Consider the following 21,249-nt stretch of genomic DNA (forward strand, 5'->3'; position numbering starts at 1 on the left):
GGCGGCGCCCTCGCCCCCGCCGCAGCCCGCCTCGCCCGCCTCGCCCGCCTCAGCGCACGGCCGCCTCCGTCATCCCCGGCTGGTCGAACTGTGTCCGGTGCAGCTCCGCGTACCGTCCGCCGGTCGCGAGGAGTTCGTCGTGGGTGCCGCGTTCCACGATCCGGCCGGACTCGACGACGAGGATCAGGTCGGCGGCGCGCACGGTCGACAGCCGGTGGGCGATGACGATCGCCGTACGGTCCACGAGTGCCTCGGCAAGGGCTTCCTGGACGGCCGCCTCGGAGGTGTTGTCGAGGTGGGCGGTGGCCTCGTCGAGGATGACGACGCGCTGGCGGGCCAGCAGCAGCCGGGCGATGGTCATGCGCTGGCGTTCCCCGCCAGAGAGGCGGTAGCCGCGTTCACCGACGACCGTGTCGAGCCCGTCGGGGAGGGAGCGGACGAGGTCGTCGAGGCGGGAGCGGCGCAGGGCGTCCCACAGGTCGTCCTCGGTGGCCCCGGGACGGGCCAGCAGGAGGTTGGCGCGGACGCTGTCGTGGAAGAGGTGGCCGTCCTGGGTGACCATGCCGAGGGTGGCCCGCAGGGAGCCCGCGCTCAGGTCACGGACGTCGACCCCGCCGATCCGGACGGCGCCCGCGTCGACGTCGTACAGGCGCGGCAGGAGCTGGGCGATGGTCGACTTGCCGGCGCCGGAGGAGCCGACGAGGGCGACGGTCTGCCCGGGGGCGGCATGGAAGGAGACGCCGTGCAGGACCTCGGCGCCGCCGCGGGAGTCGAGTGAGGCGACCTCCTCGAGGGAGGCAAGGGAGACCTTGTCGGCGGACGGGTAGCCGAAGCGGACGTCGTCGAACTCGACCGCGACAGGGCCCGGCGGCACCTCGCGGGCGTCCGGCTTCTCCTCGATGAGCGGCTTCAGGTCGAGCACCTCGAAGACCCGCTCGAAGCTGACCAGCGCGCTCATCACCTCCACCCGGGCGCCGGCGAGGGAGGTCAGCGGGGCGTACAGGCGGGTCAGGAGCAGGGCGAGGGCGACGACGGCCCCCGGTTCGAGGGTGCCGTTCAGCGCGAGACGGCCGCCGAGACCGTAGACGAGGGCGAGGGCGAGGGCGGAGACGAGGGTCAGGGCGGTGATGAACACCGACTGGGCGGTGGCCGTGCGGACGCCGATGTCGCGGACGTGGGAGGCCCGGGCCGCGAACTCCGCCGACTCCTCCTCGGGCCGGCCGAACAGCTTGACCAGCGTGGCGCCGGGCGCGGAGAAGCGCTCGGTCATCCGGGTGCCCATCGCCGCGTTGAGGGTGGCCGCCTCGCGCTGCATGCCCGCCATGCGGCTGCCCATCCGCCGGGCCGGGAGCACGAACACCGGCAGCAGGGCCAGCGCGAGCAGCGTGATCTGCCAGGACAGGGTGAGCATGACGGCGAGCGTGAGCAGCAGGGTGACCAGGTTGGAGACCACTCCGGAGAGGGTGTTGCTGAAGGCGCGCTGGGCGCCGATCACGTCGTTGTTGAGTCGGGAGACGAGCGCTCCCGTACGGGTACGTGTGAAGAACGCGACCGGCATCCGCTGCACATGATCGAACACGGCCGTCCGCAGATCGAGGATGAGACCCTCCCCCAGCGTCGCCGAGAGCCTCCTGCCCAGGATGCCGAGCGCCGCCTCCAGCACCGCGATGACCGCGATGAGCAGCGACAGCCGGACGACCGCGTCAGCGTCGCCGTGCGACACGATCGTGTCGACGACGCGCCCGGCGAGGACCGGGGTGGCGACCGCCAGCAGCGCGGTCGCCACCCCCAGCAGGACGAACAGCGCGATCCGGCGGCGGTGGGGGCGGGCGAACGCGCCGATGCGGCGCAATGTCACCCGGTCGAAGGGGCGGCGTTCCTGCTGGGCGTTCATGACGCTGTAAAGCTGCGTCCAGGCGGTGCTCTCCATGCTCATGGAAGTGACCGTAGGACCTCAAGCAACCTTGAGGTCAACTTTCTCGCCGCAGAGGTTCAGCCAGAGGTTCAGGCAGTGGATCAGACGAAGGACCCGATGACCGTACGTAATGTTCCGTCCCCGCTTCCGCAACCCGCAGTTGGCACCGTGCGGAGAACCTCTGCGAGTGTGACAGCGGTTCCCGTTCCCCTTCCCCTTCCCCGTCCCCTTCCCCCAGGCAGGCCGGCCCGGCGGGTGCCGGTGCGCAAGCTCCTGTGTCTGCTTCCGCTCCTGCTCGTCACCGTGGTCGCGGTGCGGCACCGGTCCGTTCTCGTCGAGGGCTTCGCACAGTTGCGGAGCGCGCAGTGGCCCTGGCTGCTGGCCGCGCTCGGAGCGACCTGCCTGACCTGGGTGGCGGCGGCCGTCACCCGGCAGGGCGCGGTGGTGGAGCGGCTGCCCGGACGGCGGCTGCTGGCCGCGCAGTTCGCGGCGGGCGCGGCCAACCACCTGCTGCCCACCGGGCTGGGCGCGAGCGCGGTCAACCTGCGGTTCATGACCGTGTGCGGGGTGCCCCTGGCCCGCTCCTCCGCGGCCCTCGCGCTGTACATGCTGGCGGAGGGCGTGTCCCGGGTGGGCCTGCTGGCCGTGCTGCTGCTCGTCTTCCCCGACGCGCTGCGGCTCGGCTCCCTGCTGCCCGGCGGGGCGCTCGGCCCGCTGCTGGGCGTCCTCGGGGCGGTCGTGCTGGTGGTGGCGGGCGCGCTCGCCCTCGTACGGCGGCTGCGGTCGGCGGTGTGCTCGTTCCTGCGCACCGCGCTCGGCGAGGCGCGCTCGGTGCACTCCCGTCCGGCCCGGGCGCTGGCCCTGTGGGGCGGCTCGCTGGCGTTCCCGGTGCTCCAGGCGGCCGGCCTGGCCGCGGTGGGGCAGGCGTTGGGGCTGCCGGTGCCGGTGGCGCACATGGCGGTCGCGTATCTGGCGGCGACGGTGGCGGTCGCGCTGGTCCCGACGCCGGGCGGGATCGGTTCGGTGGAGGCGGCGCTGGTCGTGGCGCTGGTGGCGGCGGGCGGCCCGGTGGCGTTGGCCACGGCCGTGGTGCTCGGCTACCGGATCATCACGGTGTGGCTGCCGCTGGTGCCGGGGGCGCTGACGCTCGGTGCGCTGGTGCGGATGAAGGTCATCTGAGGGCCCGTCGGGCCTCGGGCACCGGCCCCGGACAGCTCAGGGCCGGACGCTCACGTGGACGGGGCCGTCCTGCGGGTCGACCCGGTGCGTCCAGCCGGCCGGCAGGCGCAGGGTGCGGTTCGGCAGGACGGCCGTCCACAGCCGTTCCCGGTGCAGCACGCGCCCGTTCTGGGTGACGTGCAGAACCGGGCGGGTCAGTCGCGTCGCGGTGCGCAGGACGTACGGGAGACGGTCGGCCGGGGTGACGCGGTTCGGGGCGATCCAGAGCAGGGGCGGGTCCACGAGGAGCGGGACGGCGGCGGCGCGGTCGGCGTCCGGGGGGTGATCGGCGTCCGGGTGATCGGCGTCCGCGAGGTGGTCGGTGCGGGCGAGGTGGTCGAGGACGGCGCCGGCGGCATGGGCGCCCTCCCGCACCGCGGTCGCCGCGCTCTCCACGGCGTGCAGCACGCTGCCGACGGCGAAGACGCCGGGGCGCGAGGTGCGCAGGGCGCCGTCGACGGCGGGGCCGCGGGTGCCGGGGTCCAGGACGAGCCCGCCGCGCCGGGCCAGTTCGTGGTCGGGGACGAAGTCGCCGGTGAACACGACGGTGTCGCAGGGCAGTACGGTCGTCCGGCCGTCGCGGTGCCGCACCCGCACGCCCGACAGACGTCCGTGGCCCAGCAGTTCGGCGACCGTGGTGCCGGCCAGGAGCGGAGTGCCGTGGCGCAGCCGTGAGCCGGCGGCACGGGCCGGGGTGGTCTGCGGGCCGGGCAGGTCGGTGACCATCGCCACGACCGTGGCGCCGGCGGCCCGTACGGTGTCGGCGGCGGCGTACGAGACGTCCTGCGCGCCGACCACCACCGCGCGCCTGCCGATCCGCTGCCCGTAGAGGTGCACGGCCTGCTGGAGTTCCCCGGTGGTGTAGACGCCGGCCGGGCGGGTGCCGGGCACCAGACGGGCCGCACGGGGGCGTTCGCGGGCGCCGGTGGCCAGGACCACCGCCCGTGCGGTGATCGTCCCGGGTCCCTCGGCGCCGAGGGTGCGCAGGGCCAGGGGGCCGGCCCAGTCGAGGGCCGTCACACCGGTGCGGAGGGTCGCCCCGGCCTGCCGGGTCGCGGTGACCAACAGCCGGGCGTACGCGGGGCCGGTGAGGGGATGCAGCAGCGTGCCGTAGCCGCCGTGCGCGCAGTGCCGAGGCGCTCCCCCGGCCCGTGTCTCCCGCTCCACGATCTCGACGCGGCCCGCCCCGGCGGCGGCGAGCCGGGCGGCGGTCGCGAGGCCCGCGGGGCCCGCGCCGACGACCAGGACGTCGACCCGGCGTGCTCCGGTCACTTCCGGGCCGGTCATTTCCGGGCCGGTCATTTCCGGGCCGGTCGTTTCCGGGCCTCCTCCAGCAGGGCCCGCACGGCCGCCCCGCAGTGGAAGCCCTGGCAGCGGCCCGCGCGGGCCCGGGTGCGGCGGCGCAGCCCGTCGAGGGTGCGCGGCGGGATCGGATGGGCCAGGGCGTCCCAGATCTCGCCCCGGGAGACGCCTTCGCAGTGGCAGACGAGGATGCCGTACTCGGGGCCGGTCGGCCGCCGGTGCACCGGGACGGGGCGCAGTTCGCGCACCGGTCCCGGGTCGAGGCCGGTCTCGGTCTCGAGCAGGCCGACGACGTGGGCGGCGATGGCGAGGGACGCGGTCAGACCGGTGGAGCGGATCCCGCCGACGGTGACGCAGGCCTCGCCGGGGTGGGCGGTGATGCGGTAGTCGTCGTGCTCGGTGGCGGCGCGCAGTCCCGCGTAGACGGCGGTGACCTCCTCGTCGAGGAGCCCGGGCAGGATGCGGCCGCCCTGCGCGCGCAGCCCGGCGAGGCCGTCGGCCGTGGAGTGCGTGGCCCGTTTGTCGTCCAGGTCCTCGGCGGTGGGGCCGAGCAGGACGTTGCCGTACACGGTGGGGGCGACCAGGACGCCCTTGCCGAGGGCCGTGGGCACCGGCAGCAGGATGTGGTGGACGAGATCGCGGGCGAACGTGTCGAAGACGATGAGCTGGCCGCGGCGCGGGACGACGGTGAAGTCGTCGTGGCCGAGCAGCCGGTCGAGCGCGTCGGCGTGCAGACCGGCCGCGTTGACGAGGAAGCGGGCGCGCAGGACGCCCCGGGCGGTGCCGATCACGTGTGTGTCGCCCTGCCGGCCCACCTGGCGGACCGGGGCCTCGAGGTGCAGGTCCACGCCGTGCCGGACGGCCTGGGTGGCGTACGCCAGCGGGGTCGTCCAGGGGCAGACGACGCTCTCGCCGGGCACGTGCAGGGCGCCGAGCGCGCCGGGCCCCAGGTGCGGTTCGAGCCGGTACAGTTCGGCGGCCCCGATCAGACGCGCGTCCCTGTACTCGTTGCGTTCCGCCTTCTCCGCCAGCCGGGGCAGCGCGGCGAGCTGCTCCTCGTCCCAGGCCACGAGCAGCGCGCCGACCGGCTCCACGGGGATGCCGGACTCCGCGGCGTACGCGGCGAGCAGGGCGGCGCCCTCGCGGACCAGGCGGGCCTCCAGCGAGCCGGGGACCGCGTCGAAACCGGTGTGCAGGATCGCGGTGTTGGCCTTGGACGTGCCCTGGCCGATGTCGTCCTGGGCCTCGACGAGGGCGACCTTCAGGCGGGGCCGGCGGGCCAGTTCGCGGGCGATGGCGCAGCCGACGACTCCGGCGCCGACGATCGCGACGTCGTACGGCTCCGTGGGCAGCGGCCCCTCGGCGGTCACCGTCACGTCGGCTCCCGCTCCAGCAACACGCCCACGGCGGACCGGAATTCGCCGAGCCGCCGGGCGGCCTCCGCCGCAGGGACGCGGGGCTCGTACACCGTCGAGGGCCCGCCCTCGGGCAGCGCGTCGGCGACGCTCAACCCCGGGGTGGCGCCGAGGCGGGCCAGGGCGCCCGCGCCGAGGGCCGTCGCATCGGTCAGCGGGGACACCTCGACGGGGCACTGCGCCAGGTCGGCCTGGGTCTGCATGAGCAGGGCGGAGCGCGTGAGGCCGCCGTCGACCCGCAGGGTCGACACGGGCGTGCCGAGGTCGGCCGCCGCGGCCTCGGCCAGCTCCACCACCTGTGCGGCCAGCCCCTCGCACAGGGCGCGCACCAGGTGCCCCGGGGTGGTGTCCAGGCCGAGTCCGGTCAGGGAGCCGCGCAGGTCGCCGCGCCACCAGGGGGCGGCGAGTCCGGCGAGGGCGGGGACGAAGGTGACACCGCCGCTGTCGGGCACGGTGGCGCCGACGGTGTCGAGGTCGGCGGCGCCCTGGATGACGCCGAGGCCGGTGAGCCAGCGGACGGCGGAGGCGGCGGTGTACACCTGGCCGTCGAGGCAGTAGGCGGTGCGTCCGCCGAGCCGCCAGGCGACGCAGCCGACCAGTCCGGAGGCGCTGCGGCGGGCCGTGCCGCCGGTGGGGGCGAGGAGGAAGGCCCCGGTGCCGTAGGTGCATTTGGCGACGCCGGGTGTGGTGACGCGTTGGGCGAGCAGGGCGGCCTGCTGGTCGACGACGAGGCCGGTGAGCGGGATCTCCGGGCCGAACGCGCGGGTCGTGCCCACCGGCCCGGCGTTGTCGACGACGTCCGGGAGCCGTTCGCCGGACAGCCCGTAGAGGTCGAGGGCGCGCGGCGACCACTGCGAGCTGTCCAGGTCGAGCAGCTGGGTGCGGCCCGCGGTGGCCGCGTCGGTGACATAGGCGCCGGTGAGCCGGTGGACGAGCCAGGCGTCGCTGGTGGTGACGACTCCCTCGGTGGTGAGGTGACGTCGTATCCAGGCCATCTTGGGGGCGGCGAAGTACGGGTCCAGGGGCAGGCCGGTGAGGTGGCGCAGCTCGTCGGCGTGCGGCTCCAGTCCGGCGCACACCGAGGCGGCCCTGCGGTCCTGCCAGACGAGGGCGTCGGTGAGCGGGCGGCCCGTGGCCGGGTCCCAGGCGAGGACGGTCTCGCCCTGGTTGGCGAGGCCGAGCGCCACGACGGGCTCGCGGGCCTCGGCCAGCGCGTGGCGGCCTGCGGCGACGACCGAGTCGTACAGCGCGCCGGGGTCGACCTCGGCCAGACCGCCGGGTGGGTAGCGGGGGCGTACGGCGGCGAACCCGGCGCCGATCACCCCGCGTTCGGGACAGATCACCAGGGCCTTGGTGCCGGAGGTGCCCTGGTCGACGGCGAGTACCGGACCCGTCATCGTGCCCTCCCTCGGTGATCGGTCGGGTGATCACGGAGCGACAGCCTGCCGTCGGCCCACGGGTCGCGTCAAGAGGCCCCCGACCAGCGGCGACCGGTCTTCGTCCACTCTTCGTTCACTGGCTGATGGCCAGTCAATTCCGTTGTTCAGAAGGTGAGTTGGATCGAGCGAGAAACGAGTGTGATGCCTTTCCCGCCCCCCTATAGTGACGGCCGTCCCACGCGATCTCCTCACCCGCCACTCCGTCCGCCGCCCCGAGGAGGGCTGTTGTCACTCCACCCCGCCGTCGTGCCGGCGCCACGCCCGCGGGCGGGTGGCTGATGGCCAGAGACGGAGTACGGCCGGCCTACGACCCCGCAGGGCACGACGGTGATCTGCGGGCCGCTCTCCAGGAGGTGCGCACCGGGCGCTGGCTGTCGATGCGCCTCCTGCTGGAGCGCACCACGGCGTGGTGGCAGTGGACGCGGCGCACCCAGGTGCTGGCCGCGGCGGCGGCCGGGACGGACGTGGTGCGGGCCTGGCTCGCCGAGGAGCCGCACAGCGTGCCGGCCACGGTGATGCAGGCCCGGGTCGCCGTCGAGCGGGCGCTGCGGGCGCGCCGTGAGCACCATCTCCGTACGCACGAACTGTGGATCGAGGCCTGGGACCTGAGCCAGTCCGCGGCCCGCACCGCGCCGCCGGACCCGGTGCCGTGGGTGTGCCTGCTGGCGCTGGCCCAGCTGGACCGCGAGCTGCTGTGGGAGGAGCACCGGGCGGCGCCGCCCGAGCCGACCCTCCCGCCGGGCCCGTGGGGCCTGCTGGACGAGGCCGGCCGACGTGACCCGCACAACCGCGAGGCGCACCACCGCATGCTCCAGTTCCTGTACACGCAGGCGGGTTCCGGGCGGCTGGCCGAGGCGGCTGGCTTCGCGCAGCTGGTCGCGGGCACCGCCCCGCCGGGTTCCGCGCTGCACGTCCTGCCGCTGTACGTCCGGGCCGAGCGGTACCGGCGCGGCGCCGGCCGGGGCGCCGCCCTCGACCTGCACTGGGTGGCCGAGGACGCGACCCGGGAGGCGCTGCGGGCGCGGGAGGGCTGGTTCGACCGCGCCGGTCCCGCCGAACGCTCGCCGCTCGACCTCAACCACCTGGCGCACGCGCTGTGGGGAGCGCTCCGCTTCGCCGACGCGGCCGAGGTGTTCGACGCGATCGGCCCGTACTGCACGCCGCTGCCCTGGACGTACCGCACCCCGACCCCGGGCGATCACGCGGAGGCCGTGCAGGTGTTCCTCCAGGCCCGCACGCGCAGCCGGCCCGGGGCGCGGGGTCCCGGTTCCTGACGCCGTCCGCGGATCCCCTCACACGCCACCGTCCCCCTCCGCCCCCCTTCCGTCCCCTCCCCCTCGTGCTCGCCTCCCCGTGCTGCCGCCCCCGCGTTCTCGTCCCCGGCTCCGCTCGTGGCCCTTCTCCCCTTCGGAGGTTTGTCATGTCCAGCATCCCCGACCCTGCGGCTCCGTCCGCCGCGTCCGCGACACCCGCCGTGTCCGCGGTGCCCCGTCCCGACGAGGAACAGCGGCTGCGCGAACTCGGTTACCGGCCGGTGCTGGCCCGTCGGATGGGCGGATTCGGCAACTTCGCGATCAGCTTCTCCGTGATCTCGGTCCTGTCCGGCTGCATGACCCTGTACGGCTTCGGCATGGGCGCGGGCGGCCCCGCGGTGATGCTCTGGGGCTGGGTGGGCGTCGGCCTGTTCGTGCTGTGCGTCGGGCTCGCGCTGGCCGAGGTCACCAGCGCCTACCCGACGTCCGGCGCCCTGTACTACATGGCCGACCGGCTCGGCGGCCGGCGCTGGGGCTGGTACACCGGCTGGCTGAACCTGCTCGGCCTGCTCGGCGCGATCGCCGGCATCGACTACGGCGCCGCACTGTTCGCGGGCGCGTTCGCCAACCTCCGCTGGGGCTTCGAGCCGACGCCGGAGAAGACGATGCTGATCTTCATCGCGATCCTGCTGCTGCACGCCGTGCTGAACCTGTTCGGCGTCCGCCTGGTCAGCGTCCTCAACTCCGTCTCCGTCTGGTGGCACCTGGCGGGGGTGGCGCTGATCGTCGGCGCCCTGTGGATCGTCCCCGACCACCATCGGTCGCCGTCCTTCGTGTTCACCGAGTTCGTCGACGACACCGGCTGGCACAACCCGGTGTACGTGGCCGCGATAGGGCTGCTGCTGGCCCAGTACACGTTCTCCGGCTACGACGCCTCGGCCCACCTCTCCGAGGAGACCTCCAACGCCTCGGTGTCGGCGGCCAAGGGCATCGTGCGCTCCATCTGGGTGTCGTGGATCGCGGGCTTCGCGCTGCTGGCGGGGTTGACCTTCGCCATCCAGGACTACGCCGCCACCCGCGCGACCGACACCGGCGTGCCGCCCGCGCAGATCCTCCTCGACGGGCTCGGCACCAACGGCGCGAGCGCGCTGCTCGTCGTGGTGATCACCGCCCAGTTGTTCTGCGGGAACGCCGAGGTCGCCGCCGCCAGCCGCATGGTCTTCGCGTTCAGCAGGGACCGGGCCCTGCCCGGCTCGGATCTGTGGCGCAAGGTCAGCAGCCGTACCCAGACCCCGGTCGCGGCCGTGTGGCTGTCGGTGGTGGTCGCGGGTCTGCTCGCCCTGCCGTCCCTGTACTCGGCGACGGCGTACGGCGCGGTCACCGCCATCAACGTCATCGGCATCACACCCGCGTACGCCATCCCGGTGCTGCTGCGGCTGCGCGCCGGGGACCGGTTCCAGCCGGGTCCGTGGCATCTCGGCCGCTGGAGCCGTCCGATCGGGTGGGTCGCCGTCGCGTGGGTGGCCTGTGTGACGGTGCTGTTCTGCCTGCCCCAGTCGTCGCCGGTGACGGTGGACACGATGAACTACGCGTCCGTGGCCCTGGCCGTCGTACTGCTCCTCGCCACGGTGTGGTGGTTCGTGGCCCGCCGTTCGTACGGGACGCCCACCACCGCGGCCTACGGATCGGACCGCGAGCAGGCCGAACTGGCCGAGCAAATCGTCTGAGCTGCGGGATCCCGCCACCGCGACCGGATCCTCGGGTACGAACTCCCGTGCCGGATACGGCAGGATGAGCGGTCGCGCCCCCTCCGCGAACGGCGGCGCGACCGCACATCCCGGAACCGAACAGGTGACATCGTGACGAGACTTCACATCCGGCCGTCGGCGGCCCCCCGTGCCGCGGACCGACTTCCCGGAGGTGACCGGTGAACCGCGCCCTGACCCTGGACGACGGTGCCATCGCCGGAATCGCCCTGGCCACCGGCCTGTTGGCCGCCTTCCTGTCCCGCACGCTGCTGCGCTGGCTGGCGAAGCACGCCAAGCGCACGAAGTGGAGCGGCGACGACGTCGTCGTGGACGCGCTGCGCACCGTGGTCCCCTGGTCGATGATCGCCGCCGGCGCGGCGGCCGCGGCCGCGGTGCTGCCGCTGACGAAGACCGTCCAGCACACCGTCAACCAGTGCCTGACGGTGCTGCTGATCTTCGTGGTGACCGTGTCGGCGGCGCGGGTCGTCGCCGGGCTCGTGCAGTCGGTGACCTCCTCGCGCTCCGGAGTCGCCGGGTCCGCCACGATCTTCGTGAACATCACCCGGATCCTGGTCCTGGCGATCGGCTTCCTGGTGGTGCTCCAGACGCTGGGCATCTCCATAGCCCCGCTGCTCACCGCCCTGGGCGTCGGCGGTCTGGCCGTGGCGCTGGCCCTCCAGGACACCCTCGCGAACCTCTTCGCGGGCATCCACATCCTCGCCTCCAAGACCGTCCAGCCCGGTGACTACATCAAGCTGAGCAGCGGCGAGGAGGGCTACGTCGAGGACATCAACTGGCGTCAGACGACCGTGCGCGCCCTCTCCAACAACCTCGTCGTCATCCCCAACGGGCAGCTCGCCAAGACGAACATGACCAACTACATGCGTCCCGAGCAGCAGTTGACGATCCTGGTGCAGGTGGGCGTCGCCTACGACAGCGACCTGGAGCATGTGGAGCGGGTGACCTCGGAGATCATCGCCGAGGTCATGACGGACGTCGACGGCGCCCTCCCGGACCATGAACCCGCCATCCGGTTCCACACCTTCGGCGACTCGCGGATCGGCTTCACGGTGATCCTGGGCGTCGGCGAGTTCAGCGACCAGTACCGGATCAAGCACGAGTTCATCAAGCGTCTGCACCGCCGCTACCGCGAGGAGGGCATCCGGATCCCGGCGCCCGCCCGCACGGTGGCGTTGCAGTCGGGCACGGTCGTCATCCCGCAACAGCGGACCGGCGACGACATCGTGCAGGGCGGGCTGCCCGCCCTGCACGACTGACGGCGGCCGAGGGCGTCGGCCGCCGGGTCAGAGCGTGGCCGAGTTCTCGTGCCAACGCACTCCCGCCTGCCGGCGCGGGGCGGTGAGGGTCGGCGTCGCCGGGGTGACCGTCCAGTCCGGATGGCCGGGCATCCTCGGGGTCGTCGTGCCGTACAGCCAGTCGCGCAGGAAGCCGGACACGTCCTGGCCGCAGGTGTGCGAGGCGAGGGCGATGTAGTCCTCCGTCGACGCCGAGGAGTTGCGGTGACGGTCCAGGAAGGTCCGCTCGACCGCGTGGAAGGCGTCCTCGCCGATGAGCTGCCGCAGCGCGTACAGGACGAGGACGCCGCCCAGGTAGCGCTGGCTGTCGAAGAGGTTGGCCGCGTTCGGCGCGGCGACCGGGCCGGAGGTCCTGCGCCACTGGTCGCCGCGCGCGTAGGTGTCCTTCATCCGGGCCTCGAAGCTGGTCAGGCCCAGGGAGTCCGGCCAGCCCCGCTCGTAGCGGTACAGCAGCCCGTAGAAGTCGGCGTGGCCCTCGTTGAGCCACAGGTCGGCCCAGGTGGCGGGGCTGACGCTGTTGCCGAAGTAGGAGTGGACCAGCTCGTGCATCATGTGCGAGCCGATCTTCGGCTCCGCCTGGAGCAGGTAGTTCGGCTTGTACAGGGTGAGGGTCTGGGTCTCCAGGCCCGTGAAGTCGAAGGCGTTCGGGTCGTCGGAGTTGCAGGGCAGCAGCCCGTACGTCTCGAACGGGTAGGCGCCCAGCCGTGCCTCGAGCCACTCGACCAGGCCGGGGGTGAGGGCGAGGGCGGGCCCCAGGGCTTCGGCGCGCGCGGCCGGGACGACGTCGCGCAGCGGCAGTCCGTGCGGCCCCTGGCGCTGCTTCACGACGTAGTCGCCGACGGTGATCTGCACCAGTTCGGTGGCGATCGGCGAGCGGGAGCGGTAGGTGTACGCGGTCCGGTCGCCGGCCAGGTCCTCGGTGCACACGAGCGAGCCACTGGCGACGGCCCGCAGGGTGGCGGGGACGGTGATGCGGAAGGTGAAGTCCGCCTTGTCCGACGGGTGGTCGTTGCAGGGGAAGACGGTGTGCGCGGAGTCCGGCTGGGGACAGATCGCGAACCCGTCGGCCGTCGGGACCCACGCGGTGTGCGCGAGCGCGCGGCGCGGGTCCGCCGTGTAGGTCACGCACACGGTGACCTGGGCCCGGGCGGGCAGGGCCCGGGCCGGGGTGATCCGCAGTTTCTCGTCCACCTGTTCGAACGCGGCGGTGCGGCCGTCGACGCGGACCGTGCGTATGTCCAGGCCCAGGGCGTCCAGCGAGAGACGGGTCAGGGCCTCGGTGGTGCGCAGCTCCAGGGTCGCCGTGGCGTCGACCAGGGTGATCGAGGGGTCGTAGGAGAAGTCGAGGTGGTAGGCGCCGACGCGGTAGCCGTCGTTGCCGAGGGCCGGGAAGACCGGGTCGCCGAGGGTCTCGGCGCCCGGGGCGTCGACGGGCTTGGTGTCCGTGTCCGCGTACGCCGTGTTTCCCCCGGCCAGGACTGCTGCCGTGCCGATCAGCGCGGCCGCCGGGGCCGTCACTCTGGTGCGATATCTCATGGTCCGCTTTCGCTCGGGCGGCCGGGTGGTCGGTCCGGCCGTCGGATCAGGTCGACGATCTACCTGCAGGACTACGGAAAGCGGAGCTTCGGTTGCCCCGTAAAGGAAACATGTACATGCCGAGACAGGAGGAGACCCCTGTCGAGCCGATCCCGGTCACGAGATATCTTGATGTCGAGCAATGTTGCAGACGTGGAGCGGAGCACCCGGTGACTGACTCGACCATCATCTATACGCACACTGACGAGGCCCCGGCCCTGGCGACGTATTCCTTCCTGCCGGTGGTCCAGGCGTACGCCTCGCAGGCGGGTGTCGCCGTCGAGACGCGGGACATCTCGCTGGCCGGGCGGATCATCGCCCTGTTCCCGGAGTACCTGGCGGAGGACCAGCGGATCCCGGACGCGCTGAGCGAGCTCGGTGAGCTGGCCAAGACGCCCGAGGCCAACATCATCAAGCTGCCGAACATCTCGGCGTCGATCCCGCAGCTCAAGGCCGCGATCGCCGAGCTCCAGGCCCAGGGCTACGCGCTGCCGGCCTACCCGGACGACCCGAAGACCGACGAGGAGCGGGAGATCCAGGCCCGCTACGACAAGGTCAAGGGCTCCGCCGTGAACCCGGTCCTGCGCGAGGGCAACTCCGACCGCCGCGCCCCCGCGTCGGTCAAGAACTACGCGAAGACCCACCCGCACCGCATGGGCGCCTGGTCGTCGGAGTCGAAGACCAACGTCGCGACCATGGGCGAGAACGACTTCCGCTCCACCGAGAAGTCCGTCGTGATCTCCGAGGCCGGCTCCCTGCGGATCGAGCTGGTCGGCGACGACGGCTCCACCAAGGTGCTGCGCGAGTCGGTACCGGTCCTCGAGGGCGAGGTCGTCGACGCCTCCGTCCTGCACGTCGCGCCGCTGCGCGAGTTCCTCACCGCGCAGATCGCCCGGGCCAAGGCCGAGGGCGTGCTGTTCTCCGTGCACCTCAAGGCCACGATGATGAAGGTCTCCGACCCGATCATCTTCGGTCACGTGGTGCGCGCCTTCTTCCCGAAGACCTTCGCGCAGTACGGCCAGGCGCTCGCCGCGGCCGGCCTGACCCCGAACGACGGTCTGGGCGGCATCTACAAGGGCCTGGAGTCCCTGCCGGAGGGCGCCGAGATCAAGGCCTCCTTCGACGCCGAGCTCGCCGAGGGCCCGGCCCTGGCCATGGTCGACTCCGACAAGGGCATCACCAACCTGCACGTGCCGTCCGACGTGATCGTCGACGCCTCGATGCCGGCCATGATCCGCACCTCCGGCCACATGTGGGGCCCGGACGGCCAGGAGGCCGACACCCTCGCGGTGCTGCCGGACTCCTCGTACTCCGGCGTCTACCAGGCCGTGCTCGACGACTGCCGCGCCCACGGCGCATACGACCCGTCGACCATGGGCTCGGTCCCGAACGTCGGTCTCATGGCGCAGAAGGCCGAGGAGTACGGCAGCCACGACAAGACCTTCGAGATCCCGACCACCGGCACGGTCCGCCTCGTCGACGGGGCCGGCAACGTGGTGATCGAGCAGACGGTCTCCGCCGGCGACATCTTCCGCGCCTGCCAGACCAAGGACGCGCCGATCAAGGACTGGGTGAAGCTGGCCGTCACCCGCGCCCGCGCCACCGGCAGCCCGGCCGTGTTCTGGCTGGACGCGACCCGCGCGCACGACGCGAACCTGATCGCCAAGGTCGAGGCGTACCTGGCGGAGCACGACACCGAGGGCCTGGACATCCGTGTCCTCGCGCCGGTCGAGGCCACCAAGCTGTCGGTGGAGCGCATCCGCCGCGGCGAGGACACCATCTCGGTCACCGGCAACGTCCTGCGCGACTACCTGACGGACCTGTTCCCGATCCTGGAGCTGGGCACCAGCGCCAAGATGCTGTCGGTCGTCCCGCTGATGGCGGGCGGCGGTCTGTTCGAGACGGGCGCCGGCGGCTCCGCGCCGAAGCACGTCCAGCAGCTGGTCAAGGAGAACTACCTGCGCTGGGACTCGCTGGGCGAGTTCTTCGCGCTCGTGCCCTCCCTCGAGCAGTACGCCGACTTCACCGGCAACACCCGCGCCAAGGTCCTCGCCGACACGCTCGACCGCGCCACGGCGACCTTCCTGAACGAGGACAAGTCCCCGACCCGTCGCGTCGGCGGCATCGACAACCGCGGCAGCCACTTCTTCCTGTCCCTGTACTGGGCGCAGGAGCTGGCCGCGCAGACCGACGACGCGGACCTGGCCAAGGCCTTCGCCCCGCTCGCCGAGACCCTCGCGGCGAACGAGCAGACCATCGTCGACGAGCTGAACGCCGTCCAGGGCAAGCCCGCCGACATCGGCGGCTACTACCAGCCCGACCCGTCGAAGGCGGCGGCGATCATGCGCCCGTCGACCACCTGGAACGAGGCGCTGGCCTCCCTGAGCTGACGCACCGCGCCACCCACCTCCGCCCCGACCGGGATCCTCTCCGGCCGGGGCGGCCGTGCGTCCGACGCCGCCGTTGGACCCCGAAGCGGCCGACCCGGTCTCCGGACGGCAAAGCGACTTCCTCCACGCAATTGCGTGAACCAAATGTCTCGAACCAACTCTTCTGCGAGACAAGCACGTTGGGGATGCGGCACACTTGCGTCGAGCAATACTCCACAGCGTTGATTGCGAGGGGTGAGGCGATGGCCACGGCCGGGGGGCCCACGGTACGGCGGCGTCAACTCGGCGCGGAACTGCGACGCCTGCGCGAGCACGCGGGCAAGCGGATCGAGGACGTCGCCGCCCACCTGGAGTGCTCGATGTCCAAGATCAGCCGGGTGGAGACGGGACAGGCCCCGATCAAGGCCCGGGACGTGCGGGACCTGCTGCACTGGTACGGAGTCGCCGACCCTCTGCGGGTCGAGACGGTCATGCAGATCCACAAGGACGCACAGCAGCAGGGCTGGTGGGCGCACTACGCGGAGGTGCTGCCCTCGGGCATGGCCACCTACGCGGGCCTCGAGGCCGATGCCCGCGTCCTGCGCTCGTACGAGTCGACGTTGGTGCACGGTCTGCTCCAGACCGAGGACTACGCCCGGGCGGTGATCGCCGCGGTGCGGCCCAACCAGCCCCACGAGACGGACCAGTTGGTGCGCTTCCGCAAGGAGCGCCAGACCCTTCTCAGCAGGCAGCCCGACCCGTTGGAACTGTGGGTGGTGCTGGAGGAGAGCGCACTGCGCCGTCCGGTCGGCGGCAGGGAGGTCATGGTGGCCCAACTGCGGCACCTGGCCGAGGCGGCGGCCCTGCCGAACGTCACCATCCAGGTCATGCCGTCCGCCAAGGGCGCCCACGCGGCCCTGGCCGGCGCCTTCTCCCTGCTGGAGTTCGAACCCCATACGCCCACGGTCGTCTACGTCGACTCCATCGCCGGGAACGTCTACCTGGAGAAGGAACGCGACGTCCGCACCTTCATCCAGACCTTCGACCTGCTCCGGGCGGCGGCTCCGGATCCGCTGGAGGCACCCGCCATGCTGGAGCAGATCACGAGGGAGATGCAGAACTCATGAGCACGCAGAACGGCCGGCCTGCGCCGCGGGTCGGCCTCCAGGACGCTGTGTGGCGCAAGAGCAGTCATAGCACGGGCAACGGAGCGTGCGTCGAGATCACGGTGGTGGAGGAGGTGGTCGCGGTCCGGGACTCCAAGGACCCCGGTCGGCCGGCTCTCGTGTTCTCGCCGCACGAGTGGCGCCTGTTCCTCCATGCGGCCGGCGACGGCCGACCGCACCGCCGCTGAGTAACTCGCCAGGGGGCTGCCCGTGTACGACGTCCTGTCCGCCCGATCCGTCGCGTCCGGCCCCTTCTACGCCACGGAGACCTTCTGGACGGCGGCCGGGGTCGCCGTCGCCGTCGTCGTGGGATGCGGCGCGATCTGGGCCGCGTTCCGCGCGGCGCACCCCCGACGCCGACTCAACTGGACCGTCGGACACGCCCCGTTGGTGCGACGCCCCATCGACGGCAGCCTGGAGATCAGCCGGAACGGCACCCAGCTGATCAACCCGCATCTGGTCACGGTGGTCCTCACCAACCCCGGCAGACGGGACATCCCCAGCAGCGCCTTCGACCGGGGCGAGCCGTTCCGAGTGCGCCTCGCCGTTCCCTACGCCGAGCTGCTCGACACCGAGTCCCGGCCCAGCGACGCCCAGGCGCCGCCGGCCCGGCTGCGCGGTGCGGAGCTGAGCATCGGTCCGGGCCGGATCGGTTCCGGGACGACCGTCACCTACCACGTGCTCGTCGACACGGTCCCCACCCACGATTGCAGCCACTCGCTGCTGGACGTGCGGGTCCAGTGCACCGCCGCACCGTCACCGCGCGACCCCGCCCACCCGGCGCCGCTCCTGCGGACCTCGGGAAACGGCCTTTCGTGACGGCACCGGGCGTACACGTCGCCCGACGTGCCGGTATGGCATCTTGATCGTGCGCCACGCCGTCGACCAGCTCCGGAGCAGCCTCGTGACCCCTGCCGCACCGTCCTTCTCCTTCCTCCCCGGCGCCGCCGACTCGCCGGTGATCCTTCATGTGCCGCACTCGGCCCGGGAGATACCGGCCGGGGTGCGGGCGGGCATCGTGCTGGACGACGGGGCGCTGGAGCGGGAGCTCGACCACATCACCGACTCGCACACCGCGGAGATCGCCGAGACGGCGGCGCGGCGGGCGGGAGTGACGCCCTGGCGGTTCGTGAACCGGCTGTCGCGGCTGGTCGTCGATCCGGAGCGGTTCCCGGACGAGCGCGAGGAGATGCGGGCCGTCGGCATGGGGGCCGTGTACACGCGGACCACGCACCGCGAGGTGCTGCGGCCGCGGGAGACCGATCCCGAGCCGCTCGTCGCCCGCTACTTCCGGCCGTACGCGCAGGCGATGACCGATGCCGTCGCCGAGCGGCTGGCGGCCGTCGGACGGGCCGTGATCGTCGACGTGCACTCCTACCCCACCGAGCCGCTGCCCTACGAGCTGCACGGCGAGGGACCCCGGCCGCCGGTCTGCCTCGGGACCGACGCCTTCCACACCCCGCCCGAGCTGCTCGCCGCCGCGCGGAAGGCGTTCGGGGAGGCGGTGGGGGACGTCGGGCTCGACAGCCCGTTCGCCGGGGCCTATGTGCCCCTGGAGCACTACGGGAAGGAGCCGCGGGTGAGCGCGCTCATGGTGGAGATCCGGCGGGACACGTACATGACCGAGCCGGGCGGACCGGTCGGGCCGGGCCTCCCCCGGCTCGCCTCGGCGCTCGCGGCCCTCGTGGACGCCGTCACCGACTGAACCGCGGGCCGCACCCCCGTACCGGGCAGGCCGCCGGAGCCCGGTGCCGACGGGTGGCACGGCCGTCGGGACGGCCGTGGAGACCGCCGGGGGCCGCGACGCCCGCCCGTCGCCTTCGGGTTCAGGCGCGGAGCCACTCCGTCACGACCACCTCCGCGCGGGTCCGCAGCCGCAGGGCGAACGGGCCGCCCGGAGGCGTGTCGCAGGCGAAGCGGCCCATGTCGTCGGCGGTGAGCGAGGCGCCGGCCCGGGGGCCGTGCAGGACCTCGATCGCGGCCGACTGGGGCGGCAGCAGCTGGCCCATCAGCCCCTCGTCGGTCACCTCGACGTCGACCGTCAGCCCACCCGTGTGGAAGGTCAGCATCCGCGGCACGTCCAGCGCGCCCCGCACCGGGATGGCGTCGACCAGCGAGTCGAAGGTCAGCTCGGCGATCCGCGCGTCCAGGTCGTGCAGCGCGTAGGCCTCGATGGCGGCCCGCCGCAGCTCGACGGGGACCGGATCCAGGATGGCGGCGGCCTGGCGGAGTTCCTCCTCCAGCCGGTCGTGGTCGAACTCCTCGTCGACGAAGGGGACTTCGCCGAAGATGTCGTCCGGCTCGTCGTCGTTCATACCGTTCATGCCGTTCACAGGGCTCCCCGTGCGTCGAGTCGGGCGCGCAGGCGGCGCAGACATCGCTGGCGCATCGGTCCGATGCTGCCGACGGCGATGCCCAGGGCGGCCGACACCTCCTGATAACTGGGCGGCGGCGAGGCGATCAGGACCCGCAGCAGCTGTCGGCAGCGCTCGCCGAGCGCCTCGAACTCCTGCCACAGGAACCGCACCCGCTCGCTCTGCGCGGCCGCCTCCTCCGAGTCGAGGACCGACTGCTCAGGGGTCAGCTCCTCGCTGGCCCGGTCGAGCAGCAGAGGATCGTCGGTCGGGGTCAGCCGCCGCAAGCTCTTGATCACTTTCAGGCACTCGTTGCGCGCGGTGCTCGCGAGCCACGCACCGGCCTTGTGCGGCTCGCGGATCCGCCCGAGATGCTGGGCGAACCGGAACCACACGGTCTGGTACACCTCGTGCCCGTCGGCGTCGGAGAGCCGATGCGCGCGTACGACCGACCACACCAATGGGCTCAGCCCGTCCACCAGCGCCTTCCAGGCCGCCGTGTCACCGTCGACGGCGGACTGGACGAGCGCGCCGACATCAGTACGGTCCACGGCCCCACCCCTCGTGTACGGCCTGTCATCGTACGCCGTGGCGGGGCCCCTCTCGGACGTCATGCCGCCCTCACGCCGGACCGACCTGGGCCGGTTGCCAGGTGGGCGGAAGCAGAGCCGGTACGTGCGCACCCCGCACCTCCGCGAACTCGGAGCCGGTGGCGAGGAGCCGACGGGCGGCGGCCCGTGGATCGGTCAGTCCGTGCGCGGTCATGTGGGCCGCGACCAGCCCGGCGACCAGGGGGGTCGCGAAGGACGTGCCGCTCCAGGACGCCAGTCCCTCGAACATCACCTGGTCCGGCTTGCCCGGGGTGACCTGCTGCGCCTCGCTCAACACGCCGGTGTGGCGCGGGGATCGGCAGGTGCAGGAGTAGCTGAAGCCATAGCGGCAGTCCTCGTAGGTGGAGTGCTGGTAGACGTACGGGACGGGGGTGTCGAAGCCGGTGAGGGGGCCGGTGAGGCGCTCGCCGGGGGCGTAGACCTTCACCCAGGGGCCGTGGTTGCTGAAGCAGGCGCCGAACTCGCCGTCGCCGCGCAGCGCGCCCACCGACAGCACCGCGTCGGCGTACTCGGGCAGCGCGGCGTAGGCGGCGGGCCAGAAGGGCGCGGCGCTGCCGTTGTTGCCGGCGGCCGCGACCAACAGGGTCGGCCGGGACCGCAGTTCCTCCATGAAGGCGGCCACGCCGAGCAGGCCGTCCACCCGGCCGTTGGAGGTGCCCGCGGAGAGGCTGAGGATGTCGGGCCAGCCGTCCTCGACGGCGTCGAAGAGCCGCTCGCCGAACTCGGACTCCAGGATGGCGCCCGCGTCGTTGAGGGTGCCCCGCACCGTGACGTCGGTGTGCGGGGCGACGGCCGCGACGAGACCGGCGATGAACGTGCCGTGGCCGACGTACTGCTGGAGGACCCCGTCCTCGTCGGTCTCCCTGACCTGGGCGTCGCCCTCGGTGCGGGCCAGCAGCGGGTAGGAGCGGTAGTCGTGGGTCAGGCCGGTGTCGACGACGAGCACGCCGACGGCGTCCGCGCCCTCTCCCCCCGCCGCGGCCTGGGCCGCCGGCGCCGCGGCGGGGTTCGGCCGGGCGCTGCGCGCGGCGGGCACCGGTTCGTCGCCGGGGCAGGCGTTGACGGCGATCGACACCAGGTGGTTGCGGCTGACCAGGCGGCGGCCCGCGCGGCCCTCCGTCTCCCGCAGCGCGCGCAGGGCCCCCGCGACGGTGCGGTCGGCGCCGCGGCCGCCCTCGCCCGCGTCGCCGACCCGGATGCGGGTGATGCCCGAGCGGTTGGTCTCCGGGCCCGCCCGGCGCACGTGGTCCGGGACCAGGCCCTCGGTCGCGGTGAAGTGCGAGCGGACGGCGTCCTCGACGACCCGGGCCTCCTCGCCGTCGCGTGCGAGGACGACGCCCTTCTCGTAGATGAACTCGGCGGAGTCGTCCGGTCCCATCGCCAACGGGACGTCGGGCAGCGAGCGTTGGATGTGGTCGAACTGCTCGTGGAATCGCTGTGGTGCCATGGCGTGTCCTCCCCCTACGGCCGGTGGTCGACAGCAAGACCCGCGGGACGGCCGTCTGATACAGGTGGTGCGACGGCGGATGGGGGTGGTGCGGTTGCGTCCGCGCGCCCCCTCACGCTGC

At 73.0% G+C, this 21,249-nt stretch carries 17 protein-coding genes; 9 read left to right on the forward strand and 8 right to left on the reverse strand.

The features are described 5' to 3' along the window. Positions 1-49: 49 nt before the first annotated feature. Positions 50-1,930 carry an ABC transporter ATP-binding protein gene (locus tag ACIRPU_RS19005; protein WP_403868749.1) on the reverse strand — a complete coding sequence of 627 codons (1,881 nt, stop codon included), beginning with the start codon at positions 1,928-1,930 and terminating at the stop codon, positions 50-52. Positions 1,931-2,170: 240 nt separating this feature from the next. Between ACIRPU_RS19005 and ACIRPU_RS19010 the strand changes: the two genes are divergently transcribed. Beyond that, positions 2,171-3,094: a YbhN family protein gene (locus tag ACIRPU_RS19010; RefSeq protein WP_403868366.1), complete on the forward strand. Its 924-nt coding sequence runs from the start codon at positions 2,171-2,173 to the stop codon at positions 3,092-3,094. A 36-nt stretch (positions 3,095-3,130) separates the two neighbouring features. Here ACIRPU_RS19010 and ACIRPU_RS19015 read toward each other — a convergent pair whose 3' ends face one another. Genes ACIRPU_RS19015 through ACIRPU_RS19025 form a run of 3 tightly spaced genes read right to left on the reverse strand, consistent with a single transcriptional unit; the run spans position 3,131 to position 7,247 of the window. Continuing rightward, complete coding sequence (locus tag ACIRPU_RS19015) at positions 3,131-4,420, reverse strand: NAD(P)/FAD-dependent oxidoreductase (RefSeq protein ID WP_403868369.1); 1,290 nt, start codon at positions 4,418-4,420, stop codon at positions 3,131-3,133. Positions 4,421-4,431: 11 nt separating this feature from the next. Continuing rightward, the gene (locus ACIRPU_RS19020; protein WP_403868372.1) at positions 4,432-5,811 is read right to left on the reverse strand and encodes an FAD-dependent oxidoreductase; all 1,380 of its coding nucleotides are present in this window, start codon (positions 5,809-5,811) and stop codon (positions 4,432-4,434) included. Then, a complete protein-coding gene (locus tag ACIRPU_RS19025) occupies positions 5,808-7,247 on the reverse strand; it encodes an FGGY family carbohydrate kinase (RefSeq protein ID WP_403868375.1) in 1,440 nt (479 codons plus the stop codon). The genes ACIRPU_RS19020 and ACIRPU_RS19025 overlap by 4 nt, the downstream gene beginning before the upstream one ends. A gap of 320 nt (positions 7,248-7,567) precedes the next feature. On the opposite strand from ACIRPU_RS19025, the gene ACIRPU_RS19030 reads away from it, so the two are divergent. The 3 genes from ACIRPU_RS19030 to ACIRPU_RS19040 all read left to right on the forward strand — a co-directional run bounded on the left by ACIRPU_RS19030 (position 7,568) and on the right by ACIRPU_RS19040 (position 11,567). Beyond that, positions 7,568-8,563: a hypothetical protein gene (locus tag ACIRPU_RS19030; protein ID WP_403868377.1), complete on the forward strand. Its 996-nt coding sequence runs from the start codon at positions 7,568-7,570 to the stop codon at positions 8,561-8,563. 146 nt (positions 8,564-8,709) lie between these two features. Then, a complete protein-coding gene (locus ACIRPU_RS19035) occupies positions 8,710-10,269 on the forward strand; it encodes an amino acid permease (protein WP_403868380.1) in 1,560 nt (519 codons plus the stop codon). A 200-nt stretch (positions 10,270-10,469) separates the two neighbouring features. Beyond that, complete coding sequence (locus tag ACIRPU_RS19040; protein WP_403868383.1) at positions 10,470-11,567, forward strand: mechanosensitive ion channel family protein; 1,098 nt, start codon at positions 10,470-10,472, stop codon at positions 11,565-11,567. 27 nt (positions 11,568-11,594) lie between these two features. Here the strand turns inward: ACIRPU_RS19040 and ACIRPU_RS19045 are convergent, their stop codons facing one another. Next, positions 11,595-13,142 (reverse strand): M1 family metallopeptidase, encoded by a 1,548-nt coding sequence (locus tag ACIRPU_RS19045; protein ID WP_403868386.1) that lies wholly within the window; start codon positions 13,140-13,142, stop codon positions 11,595-11,597. Between the two features lie 209 nt (positions 13,143-13,351). Here ACIRPU_RS19045 and ACIRPU_RS19050 point away from each other — a divergent pair, with 209 nt between their 5' ends. From ACIRPU_RS19050 to ACIRPU_RS19070, 5 genes are all read left to right on the forward strand, one after another. Further along, a complete protein-coding gene (locus ACIRPU_RS19050; RefSeq protein WP_403868389.1) occupies positions 13,352-15,571 on the forward strand; it encodes an NADP-dependent isocitrate dehydrogenase in 2,220 nt (739 codons plus the stop codon). Between the two features lie 242 nt (positions 15,572-15,813). Next, positions 15,814-16,677, forward strand: a complete 864-nt coding sequence (locus ACIRPU_RS19055) for a helix-turn-helix transcriptional regulator (RefSeq protein WP_355702276.1) — start codon at positions 15,814-15,816, stop codon at positions 16,675-16,677. After that, entirely contained in the window at positions 16,674-16,904 is a 231-nt protein-coding gene (locus ACIRPU_RS19060) for a DUF397 domain-containing protein (protein ID WP_355702277.1), read from the forward strand. Before ACIRPU_RS19055 ends, ACIRPU_RS19060 begins: the two co-directional genes overlap by 4 nt. A 22-nt stretch (positions 16,905-16,926) precedes the next feature. After that, positions 16,927-17,535: a hypothetical protein gene (locus ACIRPU_RS19065; protein WP_403868393.1), complete on the forward strand. Its 609-nt coding sequence runs from the start codon at positions 16,927-16,929 to the stop codon at positions 17,533-17,535. An 85-nt stretch (positions 17,536-17,620) separates the two neighbouring features. Next, on the forward strand, positions 17,621-18,421 hold the full coding sequence (locus tag ACIRPU_RS19070; RefSeq protein ID WP_403868396.1) for an N-formylglutamate amidohydrolase: 801 nt from the start codon (positions 17,621-17,623) through the stop codon (positions 18,419-18,421). 121 nt (positions 18,422-18,542) lie between these two features. Here ACIRPU_RS19070 and ACIRPU_RS19075 read toward each other — a convergent pair whose 3' ends face one another. The 3 genes from ACIRPU_RS19075 to ACIRPU_RS19085 form a co-directional block, all read right to left on the reverse strand. Continuing rightward, on the reverse strand, positions 18,543-19,031 hold the full coding sequence (locus ACIRPU_RS19075) for a hypothetical protein (protein ID WP_403868751.1): 489 nt from the start codon (positions 19,029-19,031) through the stop codon (positions 18,543-18,545). Between the two features lie 14 nt (positions 19,032-19,045). Then, positions 19,046-19,621 (reverse strand): sigma-70 family RNA polymerase sigma factor, encoded by a 576-nt coding sequence (locus ACIRPU_RS19080; RefSeq protein ID WP_351757115.1) that lies wholly within the window; start codon positions 19,619-19,621, stop codon positions 19,046-19,048. A gap of 70 nt (positions 19,622-19,691) precedes the next feature. Further along, positions 19,692-21,128, reverse strand: coding sequence for a S8/S53 family peptidase (locus ACIRPU_RS19085; RefSeq protein ID WP_403868399.1), 1,437 nt, complete (start codon positions 21,126-21,128; stop codon positions 19,692-19,694). Positions 21,129-21,249: the final 121 nt, after the last annotated feature.

Origin of the sequence: Streptomyces sp. NPDC102259 (assembly GCF_044766465.1) — a bacterium.
GTDB lineage: Bacteria > Actinomycetota > Actinomycetes > Streptomycetales > Streptomycetaceae > Streptomyces.

Coding starts and splice junctions, on each gene's coding strand:
- ACIRPU_RS19005 (WP_403868749.1), bottom strand. CDS start 1,930: ATGGAGAGCACCGCCTGGACGCAGCTTTACAGCGTCATGAACGCCCAG.
- ACIRPU_RS19015 (WP_403868369.1), bottom strand. CDS start 4,420: ATGACCGGCCCGGAAGTGACCGGAGCACGCCGGGTCGACGTCCTGGTC.
- ACIRPU_RS19025 (WP_403868375.1), bottom strand. CDS start 7,247: ATGACGGGTCCGGTACTCGCCGTCGACCAGGGCACCTCCGGCACCAAG.
- ACIRPU_RS19030 (WP_403868377.1), top strand. CDS start 7,568: ATGGCCAGAGACGGAGTACGGCCGGCCTACGACCCCGCAGGGCACGAC.
- ACIRPU_RS19035 (WP_403868380.1), top strand. CDS start 8,710: ATGTCCAGCATCCCCGACCCTGCGGCTCCGTCCGCCGCGTCCGCGACA.
- ACIRPU_RS19045 (WP_403868386.1), bottom strand. CDS start 13,142: ATGAGATATCGCACCAGAGTGACGGCCCCGGCGGCCGCGCTGATCGGC.
- ACIRPU_RS19055 (WP_355702276.1), top strand. CDS start 15,814: ATGGCCACGGCCGGGGGGCCCACGGTACGGCGGCGTCAACTCGGCGCG.
- ACIRPU_RS19060 (WP_355702277.1), top strand. CDS start 16,674: ATGAGCACGCAGAACGGCCGGCCTGCGCCGCGGGTCGGCCTCCAGGAC.
- ACIRPU_RS19075 (WP_403868751.1), bottom strand. CDS start 19,031: ATGAACGACGACGAGCCGGACGACATCTTCGGCGAAGTCCCCTTCGTC.
- ACIRPU_RS19085 (WP_403868399.1), bottom strand. CDS start 21,128: ATGGCACCACAGCGATTCCACGAGCAGTTCGACCACATCCAACGCTCG.